Annotated in this window: 25 protein-coding genes and 1 pseudogene; 14 read left to right on the top strand and 12 right to left on the bottom strand. The window is 47.5% G+C overall.

Annotation, left to right across the window (positions count from 1 at the left end; all coding sequences use genetic code 11):
- The 7 genes from QZ147_RS02530 to QZ147_RS02500 form a co-directional block, all read left to right on the top strand.
- A partial coding sequence (locus tag QZ147_RS02530) for a phosphoglycerate kinase (protein ID WP_295146674.1) occupies positions 1-1,111 on the top strand: 1,111 nt, incomplete at its 5' end.
- Positions 1,108-1,788, top strand: a complete 681-nt coding sequence (locus tag QZ147_RS02525; RefSeq protein ID WP_295146673.1) for a triose-phosphate isomerase — start codon at positions 1,108-1,110, stop codon at positions 1,786-1,788. The genes QZ147_RS02530 and QZ147_RS02525, both read left to right, overlap by 4 nt.
- Before the next feature lie 306 nt (positions 1,789-2,094).
- Entirely contained in the window at positions 2,095-2,913 is an 819-nt protein-coding gene (gene fabI / locus QZ147_RS02520; RefSeq protein ID WP_295146672.1) for an enoyl-ACP reductase FabI, read from the top strand.
- A 79-nt stretch (positions 2,914-2,992) separates the two neighbouring features.
- Positions 2,993-3,121 carry a hypothetical protein gene (locus tag QZ147_RS02515; protein ID WP_295146671.1) on the top strand — a complete coding sequence of 43 codons (129 nt, stop codon included), beginning with the start codon at positions 2,993-2,995 and terminating at the stop codon, positions 3,119-3,121.
- A gap of 17 nt (positions 3,122-3,138) precedes the next feature.
- A complete protein-coding gene (locus tag QZ147_RS02510; protein WP_295146669.1) occupies positions 3,139-3,351 on the top strand; it encodes a DUF2625 family protein in 213 nt (70 codons plus the stop codon).
- A 90-nt stretch (positions 3,352-3,441) separates the two neighbouring features.
- Positions 3,442-3,591 (top strand): hypothetical protein, encoded by a 150-nt coding sequence (locus QZ147_RS02505; protein ID WP_295146668.1) that lies wholly within the window; start codon positions 3,442-3,444, stop codon positions 3,589-3,591.
- A gap of 178 nt (positions 3,592-3,769) precedes the next feature.
- Entirely contained in the window at positions 3,770-4,795 is a 1,026-nt protein-coding gene (locus QZ147_RS02500; RefSeq protein WP_295146667.1) for an NADH:flavin oxidoreductase/NADH oxidase, read from the top strand.
- A 539-nt stretch (positions 4,796-5,334) separates the two neighbouring features.
- Here QZ147_RS02500 and QZ147_RS02495 read toward each other — a convergent pair.
- The 6 genes and pseudogenes from QZ147_RS02495 to QZ147_RS02470 form a co-directional block, all read right to left on the bottom strand.
- Positions 5,335-6,078 carry an ABC transporter substrate-binding protein gene (locus QZ147_RS02495; protein WP_295146676.1) on the bottom strand — a complete coding sequence of 248 codons (744 nt, stop codon included), beginning with the start codon at positions 6,076-6,078 and terminating at the stop codon, positions 5,335-5,337.
- 32 nt (positions 6,079-6,110) lie between these two features.
- Entirely contained in the window at positions 6,111-6,248 is a 138-nt protein-coding gene (locus QZ147_RS02490; protein ID WP_295146665.1) for a hypothetical protein, read from the bottom strand.
- Between the two features lie 21 nt (positions 6,249-6,269).
- Positions 6,270-7,025 (bottom strand): ATP-binding cassette domain-containing protein, encoded by a 756-nt coding sequence (locus QZ147_RS02485; protein ID WP_295146664.1) that lies wholly within the window; start codon positions 7,023-7,025, stop codon positions 6,270-6,272.
- Positions 7,022-7,996, bottom strand: a complete 975-nt coding sequence (locus QZ147_RS02480; RefSeq protein ID WP_295146662.1) for an iron chelate uptake ABC transporter family permease subunit — start codon at positions 7,994-7,996, stop codon at positions 7,022-7,024. The genes QZ147_RS02485 and QZ147_RS02480 overlap by 4 nt, the downstream gene beginning before the upstream one ends.
- Positions 7,993-8,478: pseudogene (locus QZ147_RS02475) on the bottom strand (iron chelate uptake ABC transporter family permease subunit). The gene QZ147_RS02480 and the pseudogene QZ147_RS02475 overlap by 4 nt, the downstream one beginning before the upstream one ends.
- Positions 8,441-9,034, bottom strand: coding sequence for an iron chelate uptake ABC transporter family permease subunit (locus QZ147_RS02470; RefSeq protein WP_295146660.1), 594 nt, complete (start codon positions 9,032-9,034; stop codon positions 8,441-8,443). Before QZ147_RS02470 ends, QZ147_RS02475 begins: the two are co-directional and overlap by 38 nt.
- A gap of 617 nt (positions 9,035-9,651) precedes the next feature.
- Here QZ147_RS02470 and QZ147_RS02465 point away from each other — a divergent pair.
- Complete coding sequence (locus tag QZ147_RS02465; protein ID WP_295146658.1) at positions 9,652-11,022, top strand: FAD-dependent oxidoreductase; 1,371 nt, start codon at positions 9,652-9,654, stop codon at positions 11,020-11,022.
- 155 nt (positions 11,023-11,177) lie between these two features.
- Here the strand turns inward: QZ147_RS02465 and QZ147_RS02460 are convergent, their stop codons facing one another.
- From QZ147_RS02460 to exbB, 3 genes are read right to left on the bottom strand one after another with little or no spacing between them, the layout of a single operon-like run.
- Complete coding sequence (locus QZ147_RS02460; RefSeq protein ID WP_366508764.1) at positions 11,178-11,984, bottom strand: TonB family protein; 807 nt, start codon at positions 11,982-11,984, stop codon at positions 11,178-11,180.
- Positions 11,950-12,333 (bottom strand): TonB system transport protein ExbD, encoded by a 384-nt coding sequence (gene exbD / locus QZ147_RS02455; RefSeq protein WP_295146656.1) that lies wholly within the window; start codon positions 12,331-12,333, stop codon positions 11,950-11,952. The genes QZ147_RS02460 and exbD overlap by 35 nt, the downstream gene beginning before the upstream one ends.
- A complete protein-coding gene (gene exbB, locus QZ147_RS02450) occupies positions 12,320-12,748 on the bottom strand; it encodes a TonB-system energizer ExbB (RefSeq protein ID WP_295146654.1) in 429 nt (142 codons plus the stop codon). The genes exbD and exbB overlap by 14 nt, the downstream gene beginning before the upstream one ends.
- A gap of 216 nt (positions 12,749-12,964) precedes the next feature.
- Here exbB and QZ147_RS02445 point away from each other — a divergent pair, with 216 nt between their 5' ends.
- Positions 12,965-15,010 carry a TonB-dependent receptor gene (locus QZ147_RS02445; protein WP_295146652.1) on the top strand — a complete coding sequence of 682 codons (2,046 nt, stop codon included), beginning with the start codon at positions 12,965-12,967 and terminating at the stop codon, positions 15,008-15,010.
- 20 nt (positions 15,011-15,030) lie between these two features.
- Here the strand turns inward: QZ147_RS02445 and QZ147_RS02440 are convergent, their stop codons facing one another.
- Together QZ147_RS02440 and QZ147_RS02435 are read right to left on the bottom strand one after the other, a co-directional pair.
- Positions 15,031-15,981 (bottom strand): glycosyltransferase family 9 protein, encoded by a 951-nt coding sequence (locus QZ147_RS02440; RefSeq protein WP_295146651.1) that lies wholly within the window; start codon positions 15,979-15,981, stop codon positions 15,031-15,033.
- Positions 15,965-16,996, bottom strand: a complete 1,032-nt coding sequence (locus QZ147_RS02435; protein ID WP_295146649.1) for a glycosyltransferase family 4 protein — start codon at positions 16,994-16,996, stop codon at positions 15,965-15,967. Before QZ147_RS02435 ends, QZ147_RS02440 begins: the two co-directional genes overlap by 17 nt.
- Positions 16,997-17,126: 130 nt before the next feature.
- Here QZ147_RS02435 and QZ147_RS02430 point away from each other — a divergent pair, with 130 nt between their 5' ends.
- Genes QZ147_RS02430 through QZ147_RS02415 form a run of 4 tightly spaced genes read left to right on the top strand, consistent with a single transcriptional unit; the run spans position 17,127 to position 21,352 of the window.
- Positions 17,127-18,059 carry a glycosyltransferase family 9 protein gene (locus tag QZ147_RS02430; protein ID WP_295146647.1) on the top strand — a complete coding sequence of 311 codons (933 nt, stop codon included), beginning with the start codon at positions 17,127-17,129 and terminating at the stop codon, positions 18,057-18,059.
- The gene (locus tag QZ147_RS02425) at positions 18,056-19,108 is read left to right on the top strand and encodes a glycosyltransferase family 4 protein (RefSeq protein ID WP_295146645.1); all 1,053 of its coding nucleotides are present in this window, start codon (positions 18,056-18,058) and stop codon (positions 19,106-19,108) included. Before QZ147_RS02430 ends, QZ147_RS02425 begins: the two co-directional genes overlap by 4 nt.
- Positions 19,095-20,168: a glycosyltransferase family 9 protein gene (locus QZ147_RS02420; protein WP_295146643.1), complete on the top strand. Its 1,074-nt coding sequence runs from the start codon at positions 19,095-19,097 to the stop codon at positions 20,166-20,168. Before QZ147_RS02425 ends, QZ147_RS02420 begins: the two co-directional genes overlap by 14 nt.
- Complete coding sequence (locus QZ147_RS02415) at positions 20,165-21,352, top strand: glycosyltransferase family 4 protein (protein ID WP_295146641.1); 1,188 nt, start codon at positions 20,165-20,167, stop codon at positions 21,350-21,352. The genes QZ147_RS02420 and QZ147_RS02415 overlap by 4 nt, the downstream gene beginning before the upstream one ends.
- On the opposite strand, the gene QZ147_RS02410 is transcribed toward QZ147_RS02415, so the two are convergent.
- Positions 21,300-22,583, bottom strand: a complete 1,284-nt coding sequence (locus QZ147_RS02410) for a lipopolysaccharide heptosyltransferase family protein (RefSeq protein WP_295146640.1) — start codon at positions 22,581-22,583, stop codon at positions 21,300-21,302. The genes QZ147_RS02415 and QZ147_RS02410 overlap by 53 nt on opposite strands.
- A 92-nt stretch (positions 22,584-22,675) precedes the next feature.
- Between QZ147_RS02410 and QZ147_RS02405 the strand changes: the two genes are divergently transcribed.
- A partial coding sequence (locus tag QZ147_RS02405; RefSeq protein WP_295146638.1) for a hypothetical protein occupies positions 22,676-23,794 on the top strand: 1,119 nt, incomplete at its 3' end.

Raw genomic sequence — 23,794 nt, 5'->3', positions numbered from 1 at the left:
AAACATCACCGACGACCGCCGTATCCGCTCGGCGATACCAACTATCCGCTACTGCCTAGATAACGGCTGCAGCGTGGTTTTGGCTAGCCACCTAGGACGACCGAAAAACGGCTTTGAGGAGAAATTTTCGCTACGAGGCGTGGCAAAGAGGCTTTCTAGGCTACTTGATAGGGACGTGATTTTTGCCGAGGACGTCATCGGAGCGGACGCCAAAGCTAAAGCCGCTGCATTGAAGCCTGGCGAAATTTTACTTCTTGAAAATTTGCGCTTTGAAAAGGGCGAGACCAAAAACGACGAGGCGCTAGCCGGTGAGCTCGCTAAATACGGCGAATTTTACATCAATGACGCGTTTGGCGTCTGCCACAGGGCGCACAGCTCGGTCGAGGCGATCACTAAATTTTACGACGAGAAGCATAAGGCGGCGGGATTTTTACTGCAAAAAGAGATAAATTTCGCCCAAAATCTCATCAAGCATCCTGCGCGTCCGTTCGTCGCGGTCGTGGGCGGCAGCAAGGTAAGCGGCAAGCTGCAAGCCCTACACAACCTGCTTCCGCGCGTGGATAAGCTAATAATTGGCGGCGGCATGGCATTTACATTTTTAAAATCAATGGGTGAAAATATTGGAAACTCGCTACTTGAAGAAGATCTCTTGGGCGATGCGCGCGAAATTTTGCGCAAGGGCAGGGAGCTTGGCGTTAAAATTTACCTACCTGTCGACGTCGTCGCGGCTCAGACCTTTTCGGCTGAAAGCGCTGTGAAATTCGTCCCAGCGCAAGAAATTCCAAGCGGCTGGATGGGGCTAGATATCGGGCCTGCGTCGATTAGGCTCTTTAAAGAGGTTATCGCCGACGCGCAAACCATCTGGTGGAACGGGCCGATGGGCGTTTTTGAGATGGATAAATTTAGCAAAGGCAGCATCAAAATGAGCCACGCTATCATCGACACTCACGCGACTACGGTCGTTGGCGGCGGCGATACAGCCGACGTCGTCGAGCGCGCAGGGGATGCTGATGAGATGACCTTTATCTCCACAGGAGGCGGCGCGAGCTTGGAGCTCATCGAGGGCAAAGAGCTACCCGGCATAAAACCGCTTAGAAAGGCTGCGGAGTGAGGTTTTTAGCAAATTTAAAGTGCAACCATACGAGAGCAAGCTTTGCTAAATACGCTGAAATTTTAGACGCAAATTTAAGCGCAAACGACGACGTGACGGTATTTCCTCCGTTTAGCGCGCTTGATCTTGCGGCTCATAAATTTAAACTCGGCGCGCAAAATTTCTACCCGTGCGAAAGCGGCGCTCACACCGGTGAGATCGGCAAGGCGATGCTGGACGAGTTTGGCGTAAAAAGCGTGCTGATCGGGCACTCCGAACGGCGCGAGCTAGGCGAGAGCGGGGAGCTTTTACGAGCTAAATTCGACTTTGCCGTAAAGGCGGGCTGGCAGATCGTCTACTGCATCGGCGAAAATTTGAGCGTAAACGAAGCTGGCGACACGAAGGAGTTTTTGGCTAAGCAGCTAAAAAATATCGACCTTGGCTACGAGCGGCTGCTGATTGCCTACGAGCCCGTGTGGGCGATAGGTATGGGCAAGAGCGCGAATGCGGAGCAGATTGAAGGAGTTTTAAATTTCATCCGCGAGCAGACGAGCGCGCCGCTGCTTTACGGCGGCAGCGTAAATGTCGCAAATATCGGCGGGATAGCGGGAATTGCAAGCTGTGATGGAGTGTTAGTAGGTACGGCGAGCTGGGACGCCTCTGGTTTCTTGGAACTTATTAGCGCGTCATCTCGCTGACGTCTTTAAATGATTTTGTAAATTTCGCCCTACGACAGGCTACATGCCTAGTCTCGGGACGAAATTTACTTCGAAACATTTAAATCCGCCTAGCGATATTTCCGCTTGTCGATTTATGTTTAGAATTTGACATTTTATTAAATTTGGATTGCAAAATTTTAAGTCAAATTGCGAAGGATTTTAAGATGGATTTAAATGTTGTTGCAGATTTTGCGGCCAAGACTAGGCATGTAGCCTGTCGCAGGGAGCAAAATCAAAACTCATTCAAAGACGCTTAAAAGCCAAGCAAATTTTAAAGGAGAAATAATGATTTTAAAAGGCAAAAAAGGCCTCATCGTCGGCGTCGCTAACGCCAAATCTATCGCTTACGGCATCGCCGAAGCTTGTCACGAGCAGGGTGCGCAGATGGCGTTTACCTACCTTAACGACGCGCTGAAAAAACGCGTAGAGCCGATCGCGGAGGAGTTTGGGAGCAAATTCGTCTATGAGCTTGACGTAAACAACCCAGCTCACTTGGACGGTCTTGCGGATCGTATCAAAGCGGATCTGGGCGAGATTGATTTCGTCGTGCATGCCGTGGCCTATGCGCCAAAAGAAGCGCTAGAGGGCGAGTTCGTAAATACGAGCAAAGAAGCCTTTGACATCGCGATGGGCACGAGCGTTTATTCACTGCTAAGCCTCACGCGCGCAGTACTTCCGGTACTAAAAGAGGGCGGCTCGGTGCTAACTCTTACATATCTTGGCGGACCAAAATTCGTGCCTCACTATAACGTTATGGGCGTCGCAAAAGCAGCGCTTGAAAGCTCCGTGCGTTACCTCGCTCACGATCTTGGCGCGCGCGGTATCCGCGTAAACGCTATAAGCGCTGGCCCTATCAAAACGCTTGCGGCAAGCGGTATCGGCGATTTTAGGATGATTTTACGCTACAACGAGGTAAATAGCCCGCTAAAACGCAACGTCACGACGCAAGACGTCGGCAAAAGCGCGATGTATCTACTCAGCGACCTTGCTAGCGGCGTGACCGGCGAGGTGCACTACGTAGACTGCGGCTACAACATCATGGGCATGGGCGACGTGGCTACCGACGCCGAGGGTAACACGATTTTAGCCTGGGACGCAAAATAACCTACTGACATAAATTTGGCGAGGCTACTCGCCAAAATCTTCTTTTAAATTTAATCAAATTTTATCGCAAGAACTCGTAATGAGAGCTTTAGAGTGGCTCATGGATACAAATGAGCCGGGCTGGGAGCTGGTCGAAGAGCGGCAAAGCGAGCTTTTGGGACTTCAAGTAGCCACTCGGTCGCCCATGGGAGCAGCGGCATTGCGATAGACAGCAATTGGCTACGCGTGCTTGGCTTTGGATGCGAGCGGATGAAGCGCGGAATTTACGATTTTAACCTTGGCAAGAGCTTTAGCAAAGCAGGGCAGATGCCTGGCTATTTGCTCGCGGCAGACGATGTTTTGGGTGGATTTTTCGCGATAAACGGCGGCGCTTTCGGTGGCAAAGCGGGCAACGTCTTTTACTATGCGCCAGATAGCGGCAAATGGGAAGATACGTAGCTTGGCTACTCGCAGTTTTTATACTGGGCGCTTTACGGCGATATATCTAAATTTTACGAGCTTTACCGCTGAGATGGATAGCACGAGGATGTGAGAAATTTTAGCTTTTGCAAGGTGATGTTTGCGCTGCCGCCGATATTTTGGCAAGATGCCGACGTAATGCTAAGACTACAAGATATGAAAAAAGATGACGTTAATATAGATGGGTATTTTGCTTCTATTTTTAACGGCGGCGAGTAAATTTAAAATTTGGCGGAAGCTAACATAGGCTGTTACCGCACGCGTCTTTATGGTTGATTTACGCTTTAGCCCTTACAATCTCGTCCGCTCGCAGGCGGTCGCTAAAATTTGCCGCGCGAGTTAATAAATTTAAACAAATATCCTAAAATAACCGTAAATAATTTTTGAAGTATTTTTTATGCAAAGCTTGCTTTTCTCGCCGCTAAAAATCGGCGATCTAGAGATCAAAAACCGCGTCGTCATGCCGCCGATGTGCATGTATAAGGCCAAGAACGAAAACGGCCTACCTAGGTGCTTTCACCGCCTGCACTACGCCGCACGAGCGCTAGGAGGCGTCGGGCTCATCATCGTCGAGGCTACGGCGGTTGAGCCTAGAGGCAGGATCACGAGTCGCGATCTGGGGCTGTGGAACGACGAGCAGCTAGAGGCGCATGCCAAACTCGTCAAAGAGTGCGTCAAATACGGCGCCTCTATGGCCGTCCAGCTCGCGCATGCCGGTAGAAAAAGCGAGTGCGAGGGGTTGATCGCGCCTAGCGCTCTGAAATTTAGCGAGAGCTACAAAACGCCGAAACAAATGAGCGTAGAGGACATCGTCTTGGTTAAGCAAGCTTTCGCCCAGGCCGCGGTTAGAGCCCAGCGCGCAGGATACGCCGCGATCGAGATCCACGCCGCGCACGGTTATCTCATCAGCGAATTTCTATCGCCGGGGATCAACCTGAGAGACGACGAATACGGCGGGAGCTTCGAAAATCGCACGAGATTTTTAAAAGAAATTTTAACCGAAATAAAAGCCGCGGTACAAATCCCCGTCGGCGTGCGCATAAGTGCGCAAAGCTGGGTAAAGGGCGACTGGAGCCTAGAAGATAGCGTGCGGCTAGCAAAGGAGCTCGAGCTCTTGGGCGCAGCGTTTATCCATGTCTCGGCGGGCGGATTTTTTGAGCGCACGGATAGCGCTCCGGCGTTTACTCCGCTTTATCAAGCGGACTATGCCAAGGCCGTAAAGCAGGCAGTCGGCATCCCGGTGATCGCGGTCGGGCTCATAACAAAGGCGTCCGAGGGCGAGGCGCTACTGCTAGGCGGCGTTTGCGACGCGGTGGCTTACGGTAGAGAGCTGCTACGAAATCCAAATTTCGCGCAAGCTGCGATGAGCGAACTAGGATGCTGCGAGCTAATAGAAAACTCGTATAAAAGGGCGTTTGGGTAAAATTTTAACCAAATTTTTTAAGCCTGCGAAGCCTCAAAATTTTGCCCGTAGGGGATAACGCTTAATTTACAAACGGGGAACTTTACGGCGATATTTTAACGAAATTTGGGGGAGTTTTATGCTCTGGCTTCTTTGAGCGCAATCATGCAAATTCGCAAGTAAAATATGTGCTAAAATCGTCTATGTCGGGTGCATCGGGCGCATTTGAATTTTGAAAAAGGGCGACAAAACTCGTATTTTTGCGTTAAATTTAGCTTGCGCAACCGCGATTTTATGTGGGCTAAATTTTACGCGCGACATTGAATCCAAACATAGTAAATTCGGCTCGCGACACAAAGAAGCAGGCCAAAGCAAATTTGACACACAAAACCAAGCGCAAACAAAGCAAAACCAATCAAGAATAGCGGCAAATTCGCCTCACTCTCTCGTTGTTTTAGCAAAACAAGCCGAATTTATGCCTCGCGCATAAACGAATTTAACCGCCCGCGCAAGCCAGCGGTTAAAATTTAGTCGGCGCGCGTCAGACGCCAACCGATAATTTATTTCAAAGCCTTTTCGATATCGCTTAGCATTATATCCGTCGCAGTTATGCCGCCTTCGCTCAGATACCACGGCGCAGGCGTCAGGTAGAAAATTTTGCCGTTTTTAAATGCGGCGGTCTTTTTGACTAGCTCGTTATCCATCACCTGCTCGGCGAGCTTGGCGCCGGGCTTTGAGATCGCGCTGTCGCGGTCTAGGATGAAAATATACTCTGGATCAAGCTTGACTAGCAGCTCTAAGCTTGATTCGTTGCCGTGCATAGAGGCTACGTCTTTTGCGAGGTTATGAAAGCCCGCATCCGTGGTGATGAGCGCGCAGCGTTTGTTGTTGCCCAGAGTGTGCAGGCTCGAGCTAGTTACCAGTCCGATCACGGCGCTTTTGCCCGCGGTCTTAGCCTTGATCGCGGCTAGCCTCTGCTCGTAACCCTTGATCGCGGCGTCGGCTTTGTGATCCACGCCGTAAATTTTAGCAATGGTCGCGATATTTTTCTTTATACTTTCAAACGAGCCTTTTTCGTAATCAACTTCCAAATACACCACCGGAGCGATCTTGCTAAGCTCGTCGTATCGCTCCTGCATACGCGCTCCGATAAAGATCACGTCGGGCTGAGATTCCACCAGCTTTTCCATATCCAGCTCCTTTGCGGTGCCGATATTTACGATCTTGGCATCATCCGTATATTTCATCAGATAGTCGATTTTTTGGGCCTTCGGGATCGCGGCGACGCTAGAACCAAAGCCCAGCGCGTCTATCGTATCGAGCGCGGCCAGATCAGCTACGGCGACGCGTTTAGGCGCGAGCGGGACGGATACCTTGACATGCTCTTTTTGGCGTTTAGCCCTTCTATTTCGATATTCGCGGCGTTCGCGGCGAAAGCTAGGCCGAGTATAGCGGCGGCTAAAATCTTCTTCATCTTTTCTCCTTTAACTTTGGTTTATTCGTAGCAAATGCTTAGCGGCTTGTCTTTTATGCGCAGGATTTCAAAATCCACGTTGTAAATTTCCTTTAAATTTTCCCGCGCCATTACCTCGTCCACTGAGCCGAATTTCACTATCCGCCCGCCTTTAAACGCGCAGATGAAGTCCGAGTAAAACGCGGCTAAATTTAGCTCGTGCAGCACGACCACTATCGTTTTTCCTAGCTCGTGCGAGAGAAATTTGATATTTTTCATCATCGAAACCGAGTGATAGATGTCTAGGTTATTCGTCGGCTCATCAAGCAGCACAAACTCCGTATCTTGTGCAATAATCATCGCAATAAATGCCCTTTGCCTCTGCCCGCCGCTTAGCTCGTCGAGATACCGCTCGGAAAATTCCCTCAGCTCCATTTTTGCCATCGCATCATCCACGATACGCTCGTCCTCGTCGTTTAAACGGCTGCCGCTATACGGAAAACGCCCGAAATTTACGAGCTCTCTAACGGTTAGTTTCATATTTAGCTGGTTGCTTTGCGTGAGGATGGCTAGGTGTTTGGCTAGCTCTTTGTTGTTCCACTTGGTTAGGTCTTTACCCATAAACTCGACCTCGCCGCCGTCTTTTTTGATTAGCCGCGAGATCATATGCATGACGGTCGATTTGCCTGCGCCGTTTGGCCCGATCAGCGAAGTGATCTTGCCTCGGGGTATCTCAAAGCTCACGTTATCGACAACCTTAGCGTCGCCGTAAAATTTGCTTAAATTTTTGATTATCATCTTGAGTCTTTTAGTAGTAGATATAGGAAATATAGCCCGCCGGCGATATTGACGAACACCGATATGGGGATCGCTAGGGTAAATATGCGCTCTACGATGAACTGCCCGCAAACGAGCGCTATCATCCCCACGAGCGCCGAAGCTAGCGTAAGATAGACATGGCGATAGGTTTTAAAAAGCTGTCTGGCGACGTTTGCGATGATAAGCCCCAGAAACGATATGGGCCCCACTAACGCCGTCGCCACTGCAATGAAAAGCACGACGCCAAGTAGCAATCGCGAGATGGCGCGGTCGTAATCCACGCCTAAATTTATCGCCTGCTGCCTACCTAGCGCGATCACGTCCAAAATCTCGATCTCCTTGCGATAAAACAGCGTCAAGGCCGCGACGAATACCGCCGCGATAAGCAAGATGTCCGAATTTACGTTGTTAAAGCTAGCTACGAGCTTGGCTAGCAAAGCGTCGTATTCGTTTGGATCCATCATCCTCACCATCGTGCTTTGTATCGAGAGGAAAAGGGTCGCCATCACCGTTCCCATCAAAAGCACGTAAAGCACGTTGTATTTAGTTACTTTAAAAAGATAGCCGTAAAGCACCGTCGCAAGGCTCGCCATAATGCCAAGATCGGTAAAAAAACTCGCGTATTTGTTTGCCGCAAAAAAGCTCGTCGAGCCTAGAAAGAACACCACCGAAGTATGGATAAGCAAATAAAGCGAGTTCATCCCCAGCAAGCAGGGCGTAACGATAGTGTTGTTTATGATCGTCTGAAAAACCATCGTCGCAGCCCCGATGCAATAAGCCGTAAGCAAAATCGCGGCGAGCTTTGGCAGTCGCAGGCTCATCGCGTAGTCGAAAATTTTAAAATTTAACCCGTAAAACAAAAACGCCGCCGAAAAAGCCAGCGCCAAGCCCGCTAAAATCAGCAATCTTAGTTTAAAATTCGGCCTAGTCGCCGCACTTTTCGCCGTCATTTTCGCTCCTTACTTTCGTTCGCGCCGCCTACGCAAGCAGGAGCCGCAGAGCAAGAGGCGGTATTCGCGAGGGAAATTTTACGGCGCGGGGCTTTGAGGCGATATATCATCAGACCGATAAATATCACGCTGCCAAGCACGCCCGTGATAAGCTCGATAGGCAGCTCATACGGCGCGACGAGAATGCGCCCGATAAGATCGCAGCAAAGCACGAAAAGCGCGCCGAAAAGCGCGGTATCTAGCAGCGTGCCTTGCAGTCTATCGCCCTTAAACATCGTTACTCAATTCGGCACGATCAGCCCGATATAAGATATCGTGCCGACGACAACCACGATCGAAGCCGTCAGCATCGAGGCGATAGATAGTCCGAAAAATAGCACGAAGTTATATGGCACGCCTAAATTTTTGGAAAAGTCCTTACCCATGCCGACGATGTTGAAGTAATTAGCGAAGATAAAGGCGACCGCACAAAGCGGCAGCACGAGATAGACTAGCTCGTATCTGCCCCTTTAACACAAGCGCAAAACTGCCCGTTAGCCACGTGGATAGCGTTTGCACCATATCGTATTTAAACGCGATGAAATTCGTTACGCCGCCGATGACGTAGCCGAACATTATGCCCACAAGTGCGACCATTACGGTATCTTTAAATTTTATCGTCTGAATAAAAGCGACGTATATCCACGTGCCCGCTATCGCCGTTGCAAACGCGAAAAACGCGCGCGAGTAAATGGTGGAATTAGGCATAAATAAAAGCGCGATGAGGATACCTAACTGCGCCGAAGCTATTGTCCCGCTAGTCGTCGGCGAGACGAATTTGTTCTGACACAGCTGCTGCATGATAAGCCCGGCGACGCTAAGCCCCACACCCGTACAGATGATGGCTAGCAAGCGAGGCAGTCGCGATACGAGCAAGGTCTCTAACTGACGAGTATCGCCCGAAAACAGCCCCTGCGGATCGATGTCAAGCACGCCCACGAAGAGCGAAACGACGCTCAAAATAAGAAGCGAAATAAATAAAATGACGCTAAAACGCAAAATTTACCTTTGTGTTTTAGTTAAAGTTAAATTTATAGCGAAATTTAGCTTTAAAAGCTATAAAATAAAATCATTATCAAAATAGTGCGTGAAATTTAGTTTCTTAAAATTTGCTTTTCGCGTCAGTTTTTAGACGTTTTAAATATGGCGGCAAAGAGCGGTGGGAGGCGGTCAAATTTCGTCTTGTAAATTTGACGCGCGAGCTAGACGTTAAGCGTTTAAAGGACGCTTACGGGACGGATTTAAAGGATTTGGCGTAGTAGTTTGGGCGCATAAATTTCGGCTGCTTCGTAGTTTGGCGGAGTTGGAAATTTATTTTTGAAAATTCTTGGCCGCTTCTTTAAAGGCATAAAGCAAGACGAAGGCCTAAAATTCTCCGTCTTACGCGTAGTTAACTTCGGTAAACCCGCCCGAGTGCAACCATGCAAAATTTAACCCTTCAAAACACGTAAAATTTTATAAATCAGAGCGCAAATTAATTTCCGTCTCATAGGCGCTTCCGCCCGCCACGCGTAACCGCTTTACATAGCGCGTTTAAAATTTGCGGCGATTTTCATGATTTTTCGCCCGTTTTAAGCTAATTTTCGTAATCATACCCGCAAATTTCGGAGGCAAAGATGAAACAAAAGCATTTTGAGGTTGTTATCGTAGGCGCGGGCGTAAGCGGCGCGGCGCTATTTTACTCGCTGGCTGCATTTAGCGACGTTAAGCGCGTAGCGCTGCTAGAAAAATATGAGGGCGTGGCGACCCTAAATTCGCACGGCACCTGTAACTCGCAGACCGTTCACTGCGGCGATATCGAGACGAATTACACTTTTGAAAAGGCTAAAAGAGTTTGCAAGGTGGCTAAAATGCCCGTTAATTACGCGTTAAAACAGGGCTTTGCGGGTAAGTTTATGTTCGCGCACCAAAAGATGGCGCTGGGCGTTGGCGAAGCGGAAGCGGCTAAAATTCGCGCGAGATTTGAGAAATTTCGCGAAATTTACCCGTATTTGGAGCTTTACGAAAAGAGAGACTTAAAAAACATCGAGCCTTGCGTAGTTTTTGACGAGCGAGGAGGCGAGCGCCCCGAGGAGATCGCGGCTATGGGCGTAAGAGACGGGCAATATACGACGATGGATTTCGGCGCGCTGGCTAATTCGATGGTAAAAAACGCCGCGCAAATCGGAGGCGAAGGCTACGAAACGAGCCTAAATTGCCGCGTGCTAGACATTAAAAAAGTGGGCGATACGTTTTATCTAAAAACGAGCGATAAGCAAAGCATAAGCGCCGATTACGTCGCGGTGGATGCGGGCGCCCACTCGCTATTTTTAGCGCAAAAAATGGGCTACGGACTGCATCTTAGCACGCTTCCTATCGCGGGCAGCTTTTATCTAACCAAAAAGCGTCTTTTAAATGGTAAGGTCTATATGGTGCAAAACGACAAGCTGCCGTTTGCCGCGCTACACGGCGATCCCGATATCTTGGCGGGCGGAAATACGCGCTTTGGGCCCACCGCGCTCGTGCTGCCTAAATTAGAGCGCTACCACGGCAACGCAAGTTTTTTCGAGTTTTTAGAATGCCTAAAACTAGATAAAACGATCGCCGAAATCTTCGCAAATTTACTTAAAGATAAGGATATTAGAGATTACGTGCTGAGAAATTTCGTCTTTGAGATCCCTTGGATAAACAAAAAAGAGTTCGTCAAAGACGCCCGTAAAATCGTACCTAGCCTGCGCGAGGACGACGTTTATTACGCTAAAAATTTCGGCGGCGTGCGCCCGCAGGTGATTAATAAGCAAACCAAGCGCTTGGAGCTGGGCGAAGGGCGCATAACTACGCAAGACGGTATCGTCTTTAACATGACGCCGAGCCCCGGCGCTACTAGCTGCTTTGAGACGGCGCGTCTGGATTTGAAGCAAATTTGCGAATTTTTGGGTAAAAATTTCGACGAGCAGAAATTTAACGACGAACTGTTAAACGGCGAAAGCATCGAAGCAGACGAGTAAAATTTCGGCGTTTTGGGCATTTGCGCCGAGATTTTTGCCAAACCGGGGCGAGTGACGGGGAAGCAAAAAGCGTCGGCGTAAATTTGAGTGATGCGTGGACGAAAATTTACGAGCCCGTAAAATTTTTTGAGGTTACCCCGAATTTCGGGGTAAATTTAGATTAGCTTGAATGAAATTGGAATGCTGATGTAATAGTCTTTTTGTAGCGTCGGGAAATCCTTGCTGGCGCGCTCCACGTTTTGTAAGGCGCCTTCGTCTAGGCTGGAATAGCCCGAGCTTTTTATTACTTTCACGTCCGACACCGAGCCGTCTCGTTTGAGTAAAAATCTTACTTCCACGACGCCTTGGTGCCTCATTTTCGCCGCATTTTTCGGATATTTTTGATGTTTTTTGATAGCCGCTACGATCTTGGCGAAATTTTCGTCGCCCGCGGAGTTTGCTAAATTTAACTCGCCGATTTGCGTCGCGGGAGCCGCAGCTTTTTGCGCGCCGTTAGGCGGTAAATTTTGCGGATTAGCCGCAGGAGCCGGCGGCGTAGGCGGCGCCACGGGAGCGGGCTCTACGGGCTGAGGCGGAGTAGGGCGGACTATCTCTTTTTTAGGCTCCGGTTTTGGTTTTGGCTTTTCTATCTTTTTAGGTTCAGGCTTGGGCTCCGGCTTGGGCTTAGGCTCGGGTTTAGGTTCTGGCGGCGGAGGCGGCGTCACGGGAGCAGGTGGAGTAGGCTCGGGGATCATTACCTCAGGCGCGATCTCGGGCGCTGAGGAAACCTCATTTTTAGGCGCTTCAAAGGCGTTTAGGTTTATTTTAATAGCCTTATTTTCGGCGGGTTTTATAACCTCAAACGGATTTGCTACGATAAAAAAAGCGCCGATCCCGCCGTGAAGCAAAGCGGAGATCAAAAACCCGCTAACCGCAGGCAGCCTGTCGTTACTCTGCGAGGGTTTGGATAGCAAAATTTTCATGCCCCTTTTCTTTTAAAATATCTATTACGCGCACGAAACTATCGAATTTAGAGTCTTTATCGCTTCGTAGCTCCACTAGCGTTTTGGCGTCGATCTCGTTGAGCTTGGTTTTTAGCTCGTCGGGATTAATCTGCGTATCGTCGATGAAAAAATTATTGTCTTTATCGATCACGACGCTAATTTTTTTCTTATCCTCGTTATCTTGCTGCGCGCTCTCGGCGCTAGGCAGGTCGATGGGGATTTTACCTTGCGCAATGAAAGTCGAAATGCTAAGCACGATGGCTAGCAAAACGAGCATAATGTCTATTAGCGGGATTACGTTTAACCCCTCTTTTTTAGGCATTCGCATTTTGCGCCTTGTATCTATTTATTAAGATATCGACTTTTCGCATAAAGGCGTTGTAAAGCATAAGCGTAGGGATGGCGACTAGAAGTCCCAGTGCGGTAGCTTTAAGCGCGAGGGAGAGCCCGACCATTATGGCCTTGGTATCGATGCCGCCAGCCATACCCATATCGTAAAACGTAATCATAATGCCCGCGACAGTGCCTAAAAGTCCGACGTAAGGGGCGTTTGAATAGATAATATAAAGCGTAGTTAAATTTTGAGTAAGGGACTCTTCGAGGGCTTCTTGGGTGCTAAAATTTTTGATATTTACGCGCGAATAAAATATGATACGCTCGATAGTATACCAGACTACGAAGAAGCTCATAAGTCCCAAAATTCCGATTATTACATAATCGACGTTGTGCTTTAAAAATTCCATTTTTACCTCATTTTGTAAAATTTCCGGCGCATTATACTATTATTGATAACTAATGTCAATAATTATCAAAAACGAACAAATTTTGAAATTATCGCTAAAATTTTGGTAAGTTTTAAATTTATATTAAATGATAGTTTAAGTTTTATTTCATATAATTCCGCCTCAAATTATGAAAACAATATTCATAAATTTTTTATATTAAAATAAGGAGTAAAAATGAAATTTCGCTTTAAATTTAGCAAAATTTCCTTAGTTACAGCGTTGGCCCTTACCGGCAGCGCTGCGGTTTTCGCGGCGGATGACGCTGTGCTTGATACGATAGAGGTTACCTCTACCAGCGGTGGCTATAATAAAGTAGGCGAAGCTAAAATATCTACCAGAAACGCCAATCAAGTAAAAGATATTTTACGCGATATTCCGGGCGTCTACGTAGGCGGTACTAACGGTATGAACCAAAAAATTTACATGAGAGGCGTGAGCGACCGCGGCTTAAATATAACCATAGACGGCGCGAAGCAAAACGGCAATACGTTTCACCATAACGCCGACTTACTAATAGATCCGGATTTAATAAAAGCGGTCGAAGTTGAGGCAGGCGCTCATTCCGTGGTAAACGGCTCGGGAGCTTTGGGCGGCTCGGTCGCTTTTAAAACCGTTGACGCTAGCGATCTTCTCGAAGAAGGACAGGATATCGGCGCAAAGATAAAGGCCGGCTATACGAGCAATAACGAGGGCTTTTCCCAAAGCGCGATGCTATACGGACGCGCGTTTGAGAGCCTTGATTTATTGGCCGCGTTTAAGCATTACGGATACGGATTTAGCGAGGCGGGCAACGGTAAGAAAACGGGTGGCGACGGCAACGATATAAATTACCTGTTTAAAGTCGGTTATAGCTTCCTAGACGCGCATAAAATTTCCTTCTCAAAAGAGCATATGCAGTATAAAGGCTTGTATCCTATGAGGGCGGAATTCGGCTCTTGGCTAGACGGGCAGCTCGATAACCGCAAATACGAGCGCGATACGCATACGATAAAATATACCTATAAACCTGGCGATTTATTAGAGCTTGACGTTACTGGCTATCATACCAAGCACCAGCGCATCGGCTCGACGTCTAACGGTGCAAAATGGGGCGTAGAGACTAAGGGTGCTAAAATAGGCGCAAAAACTAAGGTTAATATGGGAGATTTCGCGCATACGCTAAGATACGGATTTGATTATTATACTTCGCAAAACTACGTAAAACCGGGAAACTTAACGCCCGAAAAGGTAAATAATTACTCGCTTTATTTAGAAGATGCTATAAAATACGGCGATCTAACGGTAACTCCCGGCGTTAGATACGAGCGCCACGAGCTAAAAACCTACAAAGGCAGAGCGCGTAACCTATCTAGCTATAAGTATAAATTTAACGAAGTTAGCCCCGCTCTCGCGCTTGATTACGAGATCGGCAAGGGTTTTGGCGTATTTGCAAGCTATGCGAAAGTATTTAGAGGTCCTGACGTCATGGAAAGTATGATGGCTGCTGGCGCAAGTAGGGGAAGGGCGTATAACTGGGCGGTAAACGACGGCCTAAAAGCTACTACGGGCGACGCGTACGAGATAGGCGGAAGGTATAAGGGCGAGCTGGGCGAAAGCTCGTCGGTAAATTTGGTAGCCAAATACTTTAATACCAAATATAAAAATTTAATACTCGATAATAACGCCGCAAGCGGTATCGTCGGTTGTCCGTCGGGGCTTCCTAATACACTATGTAGAGTAAATACCGGCGGTGCTAAGATCGACGGCGTCGAACTTTTCGCTAGGTTAAATTTAGCCGAGCTAGGGCTAACGGCAGGTTATACGCACCAAAAAGTAAGCTATAAAGACCGCGTTAGAAGTACGAGAGGATATCTAACCTCAAACGTAATCGGCTACCGCGACCAGGGCGATAAATATACCTTTAACGCTGAATACAGCGTACCTCGCGCAGATTTATTACTCGGATACAACTTGCTATTTTTTAAATCTCGCAACACGGCTTCCGCAGGTAGCGACGATAACGTAAAAATGCCTAGCTACGCCGTAAACGACGTTTACGTTACCTATGCGCCTAGTGGCGGAAGGTTTAAGGGATTAGAGCTTAACGCGGGGCTTTATAATATGTTTAACCGTACCTATGCATCCCATTCTCAAAGAACGGCGCAATACACGGGAGACAACAATGCTATCGACTGGGAAGCGGGCAGAAATTTCAAAGTAAACGTATCTTATAAATTCTAAATTCTAAAAAAAGTCGGCATCTAGCCGACTTTTACTATCTCATCTATCTTATCGCAGACGATTTCCGGGGTTAAGCCTTTCATACATTCGTGCGTACCTAGCGGGCAGACGCGCTTCATGCACGGCATACATTTTAAATTTAAATGCAGTAAATGCGCGTTGGGATTTTGCCAAGGGCAAGTTTCGCTAAATTTCGTAGGCCCGAATAGCGCCACGGTGAGCGCTTTGTAGGCTGCGGCGATATGCATCGGGCCGCTGTCGTTCGTGACGAATATCCCGCCGCTACGCGCGATGCCGCCGATCATCTCGCAAAGCTCCCGCACGCTCGTTTTACCCGCTAGATTTAGGTACTCTACGCCGTTTTGGCTTAAAATTTGCTCGATCTCATCACAAATTTCTCTCTCGCCAGCACCGCCGAAAATCATAATCTTAAATTTATCTTTAAAATGCAGCGCCACCTGCGCGAAGTAGGCAGGATACCAGCGTTTGGCGCTTCCGTAGCTAGCGCCCGGATTTAGGGCTAAAATTTTGCCGTCGAAATTTCGCGGGGCAAAATATAGCTTTTGCTCGTTCGTAAGCGGCTTTAAATTTAGCGCCTTCTCTGCGAAATTTAGGTATTTTAATACCTGATGAAGCTCGGCTTTGGTTTTTTTAAATTGAAATTTACGCTTTGCTCGCGTAAAAAATAGCAAAACCGAGCTCGCAAGAGAGCTTCTAAAACTTATCGCCGCGTCGAATTTACCGGAATTTAGCGCGGTTTTAGCTAGATAAAAGAAGCGGCTTTTGCTCTTTTTGCTCTCGTCTACGATGACGCGCCGTGTGTTTGGATGAGGTTCAAAAAGCGCACATGAAGCCGGCGAGCCTAGGAAAGTGAATTCCGCCCGCGGAAAATTTAGCGCGATATTTTCTACCGCCGCGCTTGCCATCACGGCGTCGCCCAGCCAGGTCGGCAGCTCAATCAAGATTCGCACGCACTATCTCCATCGTCGCGTTCGCGTTTTTTTCGATGCTAAACTCGCTAGCAAGCGCCAAATTTCGCTCTTGCAGCGTTGCTAGCCGCTCGTCGTCGTTTAGGATCTCGTCGATCAGAGAGCAGATGTCGTAGTCTTGCGGCGAGCTCATCACAAACTCCTCGGGCAATATCTCTGCCGCGCCGTTTTGAGCGGTCGTGATGGCGACGCAGCCGTAGCTAAGCGCCTCCAAAACGACGTTTGAAAACGGCTCGTACGCCGTCGGAAACAAAAACAGCTCGCTGCCTTCGTAAAATCTCGCCGTACTTTTTTGCGCACCCGTAAATACGGCGTTTAGGCCTAGTTTCTTGGCTAGATTTTTGTAGCGGGCGGCGTTTTTGTCGCGGCCCACGATCAGGCAGTTTACGCGGGTTTTTAGGCGAGCCGCGATGCGTAAAAACTCGCTCGCGCCCTTGCGTTTGAAGCCGCTTCCCACAAACAGCAGCGTCGGTAGGTTAAAATCAAGCCCGAATTCCTCGCAAAGAGCGAGCTTTGCCGCGCCTTTTTGCACGCGCGTAGGCAAATTTACGCCGTTATAGACGACTGCGATCTTTTCAGGGGCGATGGCGTATGTCTCGCAAATTTGACGTTTTATAAAATTTGAGTTGGCGATGATTTTTTTTGCGTTTTTAAAAGTGCGCTTTTCAAGGTAGGGAATGACGAAATTTAGGGGGTTTACAAACCAAAACGGCTTGGTTTTCATATAGACTTTGTGTACGCCGTCGCCCGCGCGGTAGATGTCGGCGCAGGTGATGCGCTCTAAACTAAAATAAATCTCGTCCGCGCCCTTTTGCCGCCTTGCTTGCGAGTTAAAAAGCAGGGCTTTGATCCACGAGCTTAGTTTTTTGCTGCCGTTAAATCCGCGCGTCTCGCACGCAACGCCCGAGTCTTTTAGAGCCTTAACGAGCCGCGAGAGATATCTCTGCGCCCCGCCGATAGCGCCCGGATCGAGCCTTAAAAATACTATTTTCTTCATGTTCGCCTTTTAAAATTTAGCGCTATTTTATAAGTTTTTTGATGAATTTTAGGTTATGTCCGGCGCGAGAGATGAGGGCGTAAATAAGTATAAGCGTAAAATAGGTATAATCGCGCAAAAAAGGAAAATCGTGAAAATTTTGCTCGTTAGAAACGATAACATCGGCGATCTCATCTGCACGACGCCGGCGATTGAAGCGCTGCGAAAAGCTCATCTGCGCGCGCAGATAGACATCGTAGTAAACAGCCTAAACGCATGCGTCGTTCGCGGCAATCCATTTTTAAATAAAATATATATCTACACTAAACCAAAGCACGTAAAAGGAGCGGCGGCAAAGGTGCGGGCGTTTTGGGGGAAATGCAAAATTTTGCTTCAAATTCGCCGCGAAAAATACGATGCTACGGTGATTTTTAGAAGCGCTTATTCGCCCTCTGCCGCGATATTTGCCAGAGCAGCCGCAGCTAAAACGACCGTAGGAGCGGCAAAGCAAAACGAGGGCGGGCCACTAATAACGCATAAGCTAAGCTTTAATCCGCCGCCTCACGAGGTGCTGCTTTGCTATGAGCTAGCGGCACCTTTGGGGGCGAAATTTGACGGGGAAAAGACGCTTTACGTACCGAGTTTTAAAAGCGAGAAATTTAAGGATTTCGTATTTTTTCACGTCTCTTCGAGGGTGGAGCAAAACCGTATGGACGAGGCTAAAATTTTACGGATTTTGGGATTTTTAAAGCAAAATTTTGCACGCGTCGCCGTTAGCGCCGAGGATGCGAAACTGGGCGAAAAAGTAGCGCAAGAAGCGCGCGTGGAATTTGCTGCGACTGCGAGCCTAGATGAACTTGCAGGCTACATCCGGGCGGCTAAATTTGTCCTCACGCTTGACGGCGGCGTAGCGCACCTAGCTCCTGCGCTTGGCGTAAAAACGGTGCTGGTGCTTGGCAAAACGGACGCCGCTCGCTGGGCTCCCATTTACGGCGGTGCGAAGTGTACCGTGCTGCAAAGCGCGAGTAAAAGGGCGCAAGACGTAGCGGACGAGGAAATCTACGAGGCGGTCAAAAATATATGAAAAAAACGGACAAAATCAACATCCTAGAGCTTGAAAGCTCGCTAGGCTTCGGCGGTCAGGAGCACCGCACGCAGCGCGTCATAAACGGACTAAATAAGGATAGATTTAAGGTATTTTACGCGCTAAATCCGGGCTCAAAAAGCTTTGAAAAGCCCATTGATTGCGAGTTTGCGGAATTTAACCTAAGCAAGGTCTATAATATTTTTGAAATTTTTAAAATTTGCCGTTTCGTGCGCGAAAAAGGCATCTCGATCATCGCAACGCACTCGGGCAAGGACGGCAACATCGGCGCGATCGTAGCAAAGCTAACGGGCGCGAAGGTCGTGCGCACCAGACACCTGCAAACGCCGATCAGATCGGCATTTAGCTACAACGTAAACGACAAAATCGTAGCCGTCTCAAATGCCGTAAAAACCCAGCTAATCTCGCAGGGCGTGCGGGAAAATTTGATAGACGTTATCTATACCGGCGTGGATACGGCAAGGTTTAATCCAAAATTTAAAAAAGATATAAAAGCTGAGCTAAATTTGAGCTCGGACTGCGTCGTAGTCGGTATCGTAGCGGTCTTGCGCGCAGCGAAAAATCACCAGCTCTTATTTGAAGCTTTTAGCGAGCTAAATCTGCCAAATACCGCTCTGGTCGTGGTTGGCGACGGTCCGCAGGAGGAAAATCTAAAAAAAATAAAAACGCCAAACATCTATATGCTAGGCTCGCGCACCGACGTGAGCGAGTTTTTGGGTAGTTTTGATGTTTTTGTGCTACCTTCAAAGATGGAGGCGCTGGGCACTGCTCTGCTTGAAGCGCAGTCGTGCGGAGTGCCTTGCATCGGTAGCGACGCGGGCGGTATCGGCGAGGCGATAAATAGCGGCGAAACTGGACTTTTGTTTAAAAACGGCGACAAAGAATCGCTCAAAGCGGCTCTAAAAACGCTGATAGAAGACGCGGCGCTTCGGGCGAAATTTAGCGCGAACGCGAGGGAATTTATCGTGCGAAACTTCTCGATAGAGACGATGGTCGCGCAGACGGAAGCGATGTATGAGGCTCTTTGAGAGCGCGGCGCGGCTCATTTTGCGATTTAAAAGCGTGCGCAAAACGCAGCTGGTTACGCAGCCCGTACAAACGGTCTGTTTTTTTAGTAACACCGCGCTTGGCGACACGATTTTTAACACGCCCGTTTTTCGCGTTTTTCGGCAAAATTTCCCGCACGTACGCACCGTCGCCCTGCTAAATCCATCTACCGCGCCGCTTTTTAAAACAGATCCGAATGTTGACGAAATTTTACTTTACGACGGCAAAAAAGGCGGCTTTTTGCGCGCCTTGTCGCAACTAAAAAAGATAAAACCGGACGTAGTTTTTATTCTGCACTCAAACGAGCCGCAGGCTACGCCGCTAGCCGTTTTAAGCGGTGCGAAATACGTTTTTAAGCTACCAAACTCGGGCAATAAATTTAACGCGTTTCACTCAAACGTGCCTGAGCCTTACGGAGATGAGAGGTACGTAGTGCTAAACCGCCTCGAGCAGCTTAAATTCGTAGGCATCAAAAGTCGCGACACGAGGCTAAATTTGTATCTGCGCGATGAGGATTTCGCCCGCGTCGATGAAATGCTAAAAAAAGACGGCAAACGCAAATTTATCGGCTTTCAGATGGGGGCTAGCACGGTTTCCAGGCAGTGGTTTTGGCAGCGTTGGCGGGAGCTGGCGGGAATTATTTTGGAGCGCACGGACGCCGTCATCGTGCTAACGGGCAGCCCCGCCGAGCGAGCGATGACCGCGCAGTTAGACGAGGAGTTAAGAAGCGCGCGCGTGATAGATGCGGCGGGTAAATTTAGTCTGCGAGAGGCTGCCGCGCTGATAGCTAGGCTTGACGTGCTTGTCACGCCCGATACCGGCCCGCTGCACGTCGCAGCCGCGCTAAAAACGCCTACGATCGGGCTTTTTGCCGTCGCTTCGCCCGTGAACTCAAATCCGGATTTTGACGAAAATATCCATAAATTTATCAAAAAGCCGCGCACCTGTTCGCCTTGCATCGGTAAAAACTGCAAATTTCAGGAGTGCATGCTGCAAATAGGGGCGCACGAGGTCTGGGAGATGCTAAAGGAAATGATTTGAAAAAGATTTTGTTCGTCGATACGGGGTGCGAATACGGCGGCGGGACGAAGAGTTTTTTGTATCTTTTGCGAGGGCTTGCCGCGCGGCAAAAATACGAGCTTTGCGCGTTTTTTGAGACCGATTACGAGGCTGGCGGACGCAAAATCTCGCAAATCATCGAAGAAGCCGGGGCTAAATTTATAAATTTTGAGCTAAAAAAGCAGCCCTCAAAGCTAAAAAAAGAGCTTTTACGCGCGCTGGGCGGTCAAATTTTAGCAAAATACCTCTACAAAAAAGACTACGACTACGCGCTTTGCCTGCTGCGGCAGGCGCGCCCCGACATCCTTCATCTAAATAATCACTTTTCAACCAATCTCGCCTACATCGCCGCCGCAAACGCCCTAAATATCGCGGTAGTGCAGCATCTGCGCAAAAACTCGGCCGTCGAGCCCTTTAAGCTTGAAATTTTAAAGCGGCTAAAATTCAGGCCCGTTTGCGTTTCAAACGCTACTTACGAATTTTACGCCGCGCAGATAAAAATGCCTAAAAACGTGGTTTATAATCCCGTTAAGGCGCCTGTTTTAAGGCGGGAAAAGTCTGAAGCGAGCGAAAATTTGAGCTCCTCGCAGGCAAATTTAAAAGATAGCGGCGACGATAAAAGCGCCGCCATAAAAGCCAGATTTGACGCCGAAAAAATAAATATCGTAATGCCCGCAAATTTCTTGACGCTTAAAGGTCACGAGCTGGTTTTTGACGCGCTTGCGGGACTAAAAAGAAGCGATATAAAGGTATATTTCGCGGGCGCGGGCAAGCTAAAAGCGGGCGCGAAAGGCAAATTTGACGCGCTGATAAAATCGGGTAAGGCCGAGTATCTGGGCTTTGTTTCCAAGATGGACGAGATTTACGCCGCGTGCGACTACGTGCTTGGATTTTCCAGCGACGAGGGGCTGCCCAGAGTCGTCATCGAGGCGCTTGGCTGCGGGCTTGGCGTGGTGTACTCTGATATCGCCGTCATAAGGGAGATTTATGAAATCTCCTCGAAAAAGCAAGATTTTTTTATAGTTCAAAGAAGCTCGGACGCGCTCTTGGCTTGTTTTGAGAGCTTGCGTAGGCCAGCCTCAAAAAGCCCCGACGATGCCGTTATAAAGGCCTTTAGCATAGAAAATTATCTTCGCGGGATAGATAGGATATATAGCGAACTTTGACGAAGGCCTCGATGTCTGCTAGGTTTTGTTCGCTAAGCTCGAAAAACGCGCTAGCGTCGATATCCCGCACGGTTTTAAACACGGAGCTAACGGGCGGTAAATGCGAGTTTATCACGAGCGAGTCGGCGACGCCCCTTTGCTCGCTGGCAAAACAAGGCCCCATTAGGCAGATCGTGGCCGTGCGCACGCTGTCTGCGACGTAGTAGTTGCCAGTGTCCGAGCTCGCGTAAAGCTGCATCTGCGAGAGATAAAACGGCAACTCCTCAAGCTTGATTTTATCGATTAAGGAGATGATTTTTAGCTCGTTTTCGCCAAATCTTTTCACGTAAGTATCGCAAATTTTCGAGCTAAAATTTAACTCGTCGCTAGTGCCATTTTCGCTGCAAATTTGAGCTTTTGATTGCCTGTCGTTTGCATTTTCAAGACCGCCGTAAATTTCGCTCGTATCGCTACCGGCCAAATCCGCGCAAATTCCCCGCTCGCTTAAATTCTTCGCCCGTTTTTCATCCGCATTTTCCGCGAGCAGGTTTCGTAGCAGCGCAGCCTCCTCGCCGACGCCGAAAATATAAACCTCACAGTCAAATTTAGCAAAAATTTCAAAGATTTTTTCCCAAGTACGTTTTGGCGGAGTTTTCATTTTGTTGCCCGCGCTTAGGCTCACGCCGATCTTAAATTTGCCGCTTTTTACGAAGTTTTCTTGCGGGATAAAGAGCGGTTTTTGCAAGCATTTTTCATATTTTAGTTCGCTAATGCCGAGCGTTTTTAGGTAGGTTAGCAGCGTTAGGTCTTGCAGAGTGTGCGGCACTTTTTTCATGCCGAGCGCCAGCAAGGCAAAGTCGCTAGATACCGCGTAGTGATGCACGGCGACGATATTTTTAGCTAGCGTGCAGCGCGCTAAAAAGAGATTTAGGCCGTTTGGCATCAGCACGTAGACGCTCTCGTAGTTGCGCGAAAAAAGCTCGAGCGCAAGTCCTATTTTTGAGGTTTTTTTACGCTTTACGTCATTTATCGTAAATATTTTTTCTATTCGGCTGTCGTGTTTTGCGAAGGCTAGATTTATCTCGTCTATGAGCACGTCAAATTTGCCAAGCTTTTCAAAGATCACGGCCGAGTTTGCGTAGTCGCCGATTTTAGCGGTTTGTATGAGTAAAGTTTTATCGGATGCTTTTTTAAAACAGGTTGTTATTTTAAGGTACGGCCAAAGTATTAAATAAAATAAAAAATATATCAAAAATAAATCCTTTGATTTAATCAAATAGGCTATTTTACATGATTTTTAATTAAATATTGTTATAATCGCGTACTTAATAAAATGGAGAATGTATGACCAAGCAAAAGGCGTTTGATTTTTGTCAAAATTTAATAATATATCTTCTCTTTTTATTTATAGTTTGCGAGCATCACGTAAGCTTTACTGCTGTAAAAAATATATCGCTCTATACTGCTGTTTTGCTAGCTTTTACAATGTTATTCTTGCGTAAAGGTGAAATATTGCAAAGAATTAAATTAAATTTTAGCCATGCTAAAATGAGTCTAATATTCTTAGCTTTATTTGTTGCTTATGCATTTTTGATATCTTGTTTTCCATATGACGATTCTTTTGGTTCCGCAAAAAAAGCTTTTAGCGAATTTGGAAGAGGAATTGCATTTTTATTTGTAGTGCTTGTTTGTTCAAACGGCAAAGAAAGACAACAAAAAATCCTTTTTTATGCCATATTGGCGGCATTTATTTTTGTTACCTTTTACTATGCATTGCCGATTTTTGAAAACTTAAACAAAATTTCAAGTGCGGATCCGGAGGCCGGAAGAATAGTACATAGGGGATATTCATTATTTGTAGACAGGTTTATCGTGTTTGCCTTGTTGGGTTTAATTTTTTTTAAAAGCAATGCTGTAAAAATTTTTATGACTATTTTTTGTTGTATTGCTATTGATATGGATATATTAGGCGGAGCTAGAGGTAGTTGGCTTAGCGTGTTTGTTGCTTTTGTTTTGTTATTTATGCTTTTAATTTTTAGTAAACATAGAGAATTTTTAAAGGAAAATTTTAAAAAGTTATTTACTGTTGGTGCGCTTTGCTTTTTAAGTATAGGGATATTATTTTTTACCTCATCTATCGCAAATTCTAAATTATCGCAAGGGTTGCATAGTTCCGGAAGGGATTTGATATTAAAAGAAAGATTGCCTTTGCTTTTTGAAAGTAATAGGTGGATATGGGGGCTTGGACATAGCGAGCATTTATACGATAAATTTTTAGCCGACAAATCGGATGAAAAAGGTATCGAAATCTTTATGACGTCCGTAAGAGACGGGAAAAAACATTGGTTTAATGACGAGCCGTTTTTTATAGGCAATATATATTATTACGGGGTTATCGGAGTTTCATTTTTATTTTTGATATATTTTTTATTTTATTTAATACTTTGGCCGTACCTTAAAATA

It is taken from the genome of uncultured Campylobacter sp. (assembly GCF_905371695.1).
In the GTDB taxonomy this organism is placed as follows: Bacteria; Campylobacterota; Campylobacteria; order Campylobacterales; family Campylobacteraceae; genus Campylobacter_A.
The sequence above is the reverse complement of the archived record's forward strand: the minus strand, read 5'-3'. Positions and strand labels throughout refer to the sequence as shown.

What these genes read in the sequence shown, in the direction of transcription:
- fabI (WP_295146672.1), top strand. Translation starts at nt 2,095, where the DNA reads ATGATTTTAAAAGGCAAAAAAGGCCTCATCGTCGGCGTCGCTAACGCC.
- QZ147_RS02515 (WP_295146671.1), top strand. Translation starts at nt 2,993, where the DNA reads ATGAGAGCTTTAGAGTGGCTCATGGATACAAATGAGCCGGGCTGGGAG.
- QZ147_RS02500 (WP_295146667.1), top strand. Translation starts at nt 3,770, where the DNA reads ATGCAAAGCTTGCTTTTCTCGCCGCTAAAAATCGGCGATCTAGAGATC.
- QZ147_RS02490 (WP_295146665.1), bottom strand. Translation starts at nt 6,248, where the DNA reads ATGAAGAAGATTTTAGCCGCCGCTATACTCGGCCTAGCTTTCGCCGCG.
- QZ147_RS02485 (WP_295146664.1), bottom strand. Translation starts at nt 7,025, where the DNA reads ATGATAATCAAAAATTTAAGCAAATTTTACGGCGACGCTAAGGTTGTC.
- QZ147_RS02480 (WP_295146662.1), bottom strand. Translation starts at nt 7,996, where the DNA reads ATGACGGCGAAAAGTGCGGCGACTAGGCCGAATTTTAAACTAAGATTG.
- QZ147_RS02465 (WP_295146658.1), top strand. Translation starts at nt 9,652, where the DNA reads ATGAAACAAAAGCATTTTGAGGTTGTTATCGTAGGCGCGGGCGTAAGC.
- QZ147_RS02460 (WP_366508764.1), bottom strand. Translation starts at nt 11,984, where the DNA reads ATGAAAATTTTGCTATCCAAACCCTCGCAGAGTAACGACAGGCTGCCT.
- exbD (WP_295146656.1), bottom strand. Translation starts at nt 12,333, where the DNA reads ATGCGAATGCCTAAAAAAGAGGGGTTAAACGTAATCCCGCTAATAGAC.
- exbB (WP_295146654.1), bottom strand. Translation starts at nt 12,748, where the DNA reads ATGGAATTTTTAAAGCACAACGTCGATTATGTAATAATCGGAATTTTG.
- QZ147_RS02445 (WP_295146652.1), top strand. Translation starts at nt 12,965, where the DNA reads ATGAAATTTCGCTTTAAATTTAGCAAAATTTCCTTAGTTACAGCGTTG.
- QZ147_RS02435 (WP_295146649.1), bottom strand. Translation starts at nt 16,996, where the DNA reads ATGAAGAAAATAGTATTTTTAAGGCTCGATCCGGGCGCTATCGGCGGG.
- QZ147_RS02425 (WP_295146645.1), top strand. Translation starts at nt 18,056, where the DNA reads ATGAAAAAAACGGACAAAATCAACATCCTAGAGCTTGAAAGCTCGCTA.
- QZ147_RS02420 (WP_295146643.1), top strand. Translation starts at nt 19,095, where the DNA reads ATGAGGCTCTTTGAGAGCGCGGCGCGGCTCATTTTGCGATTTAAAAGC.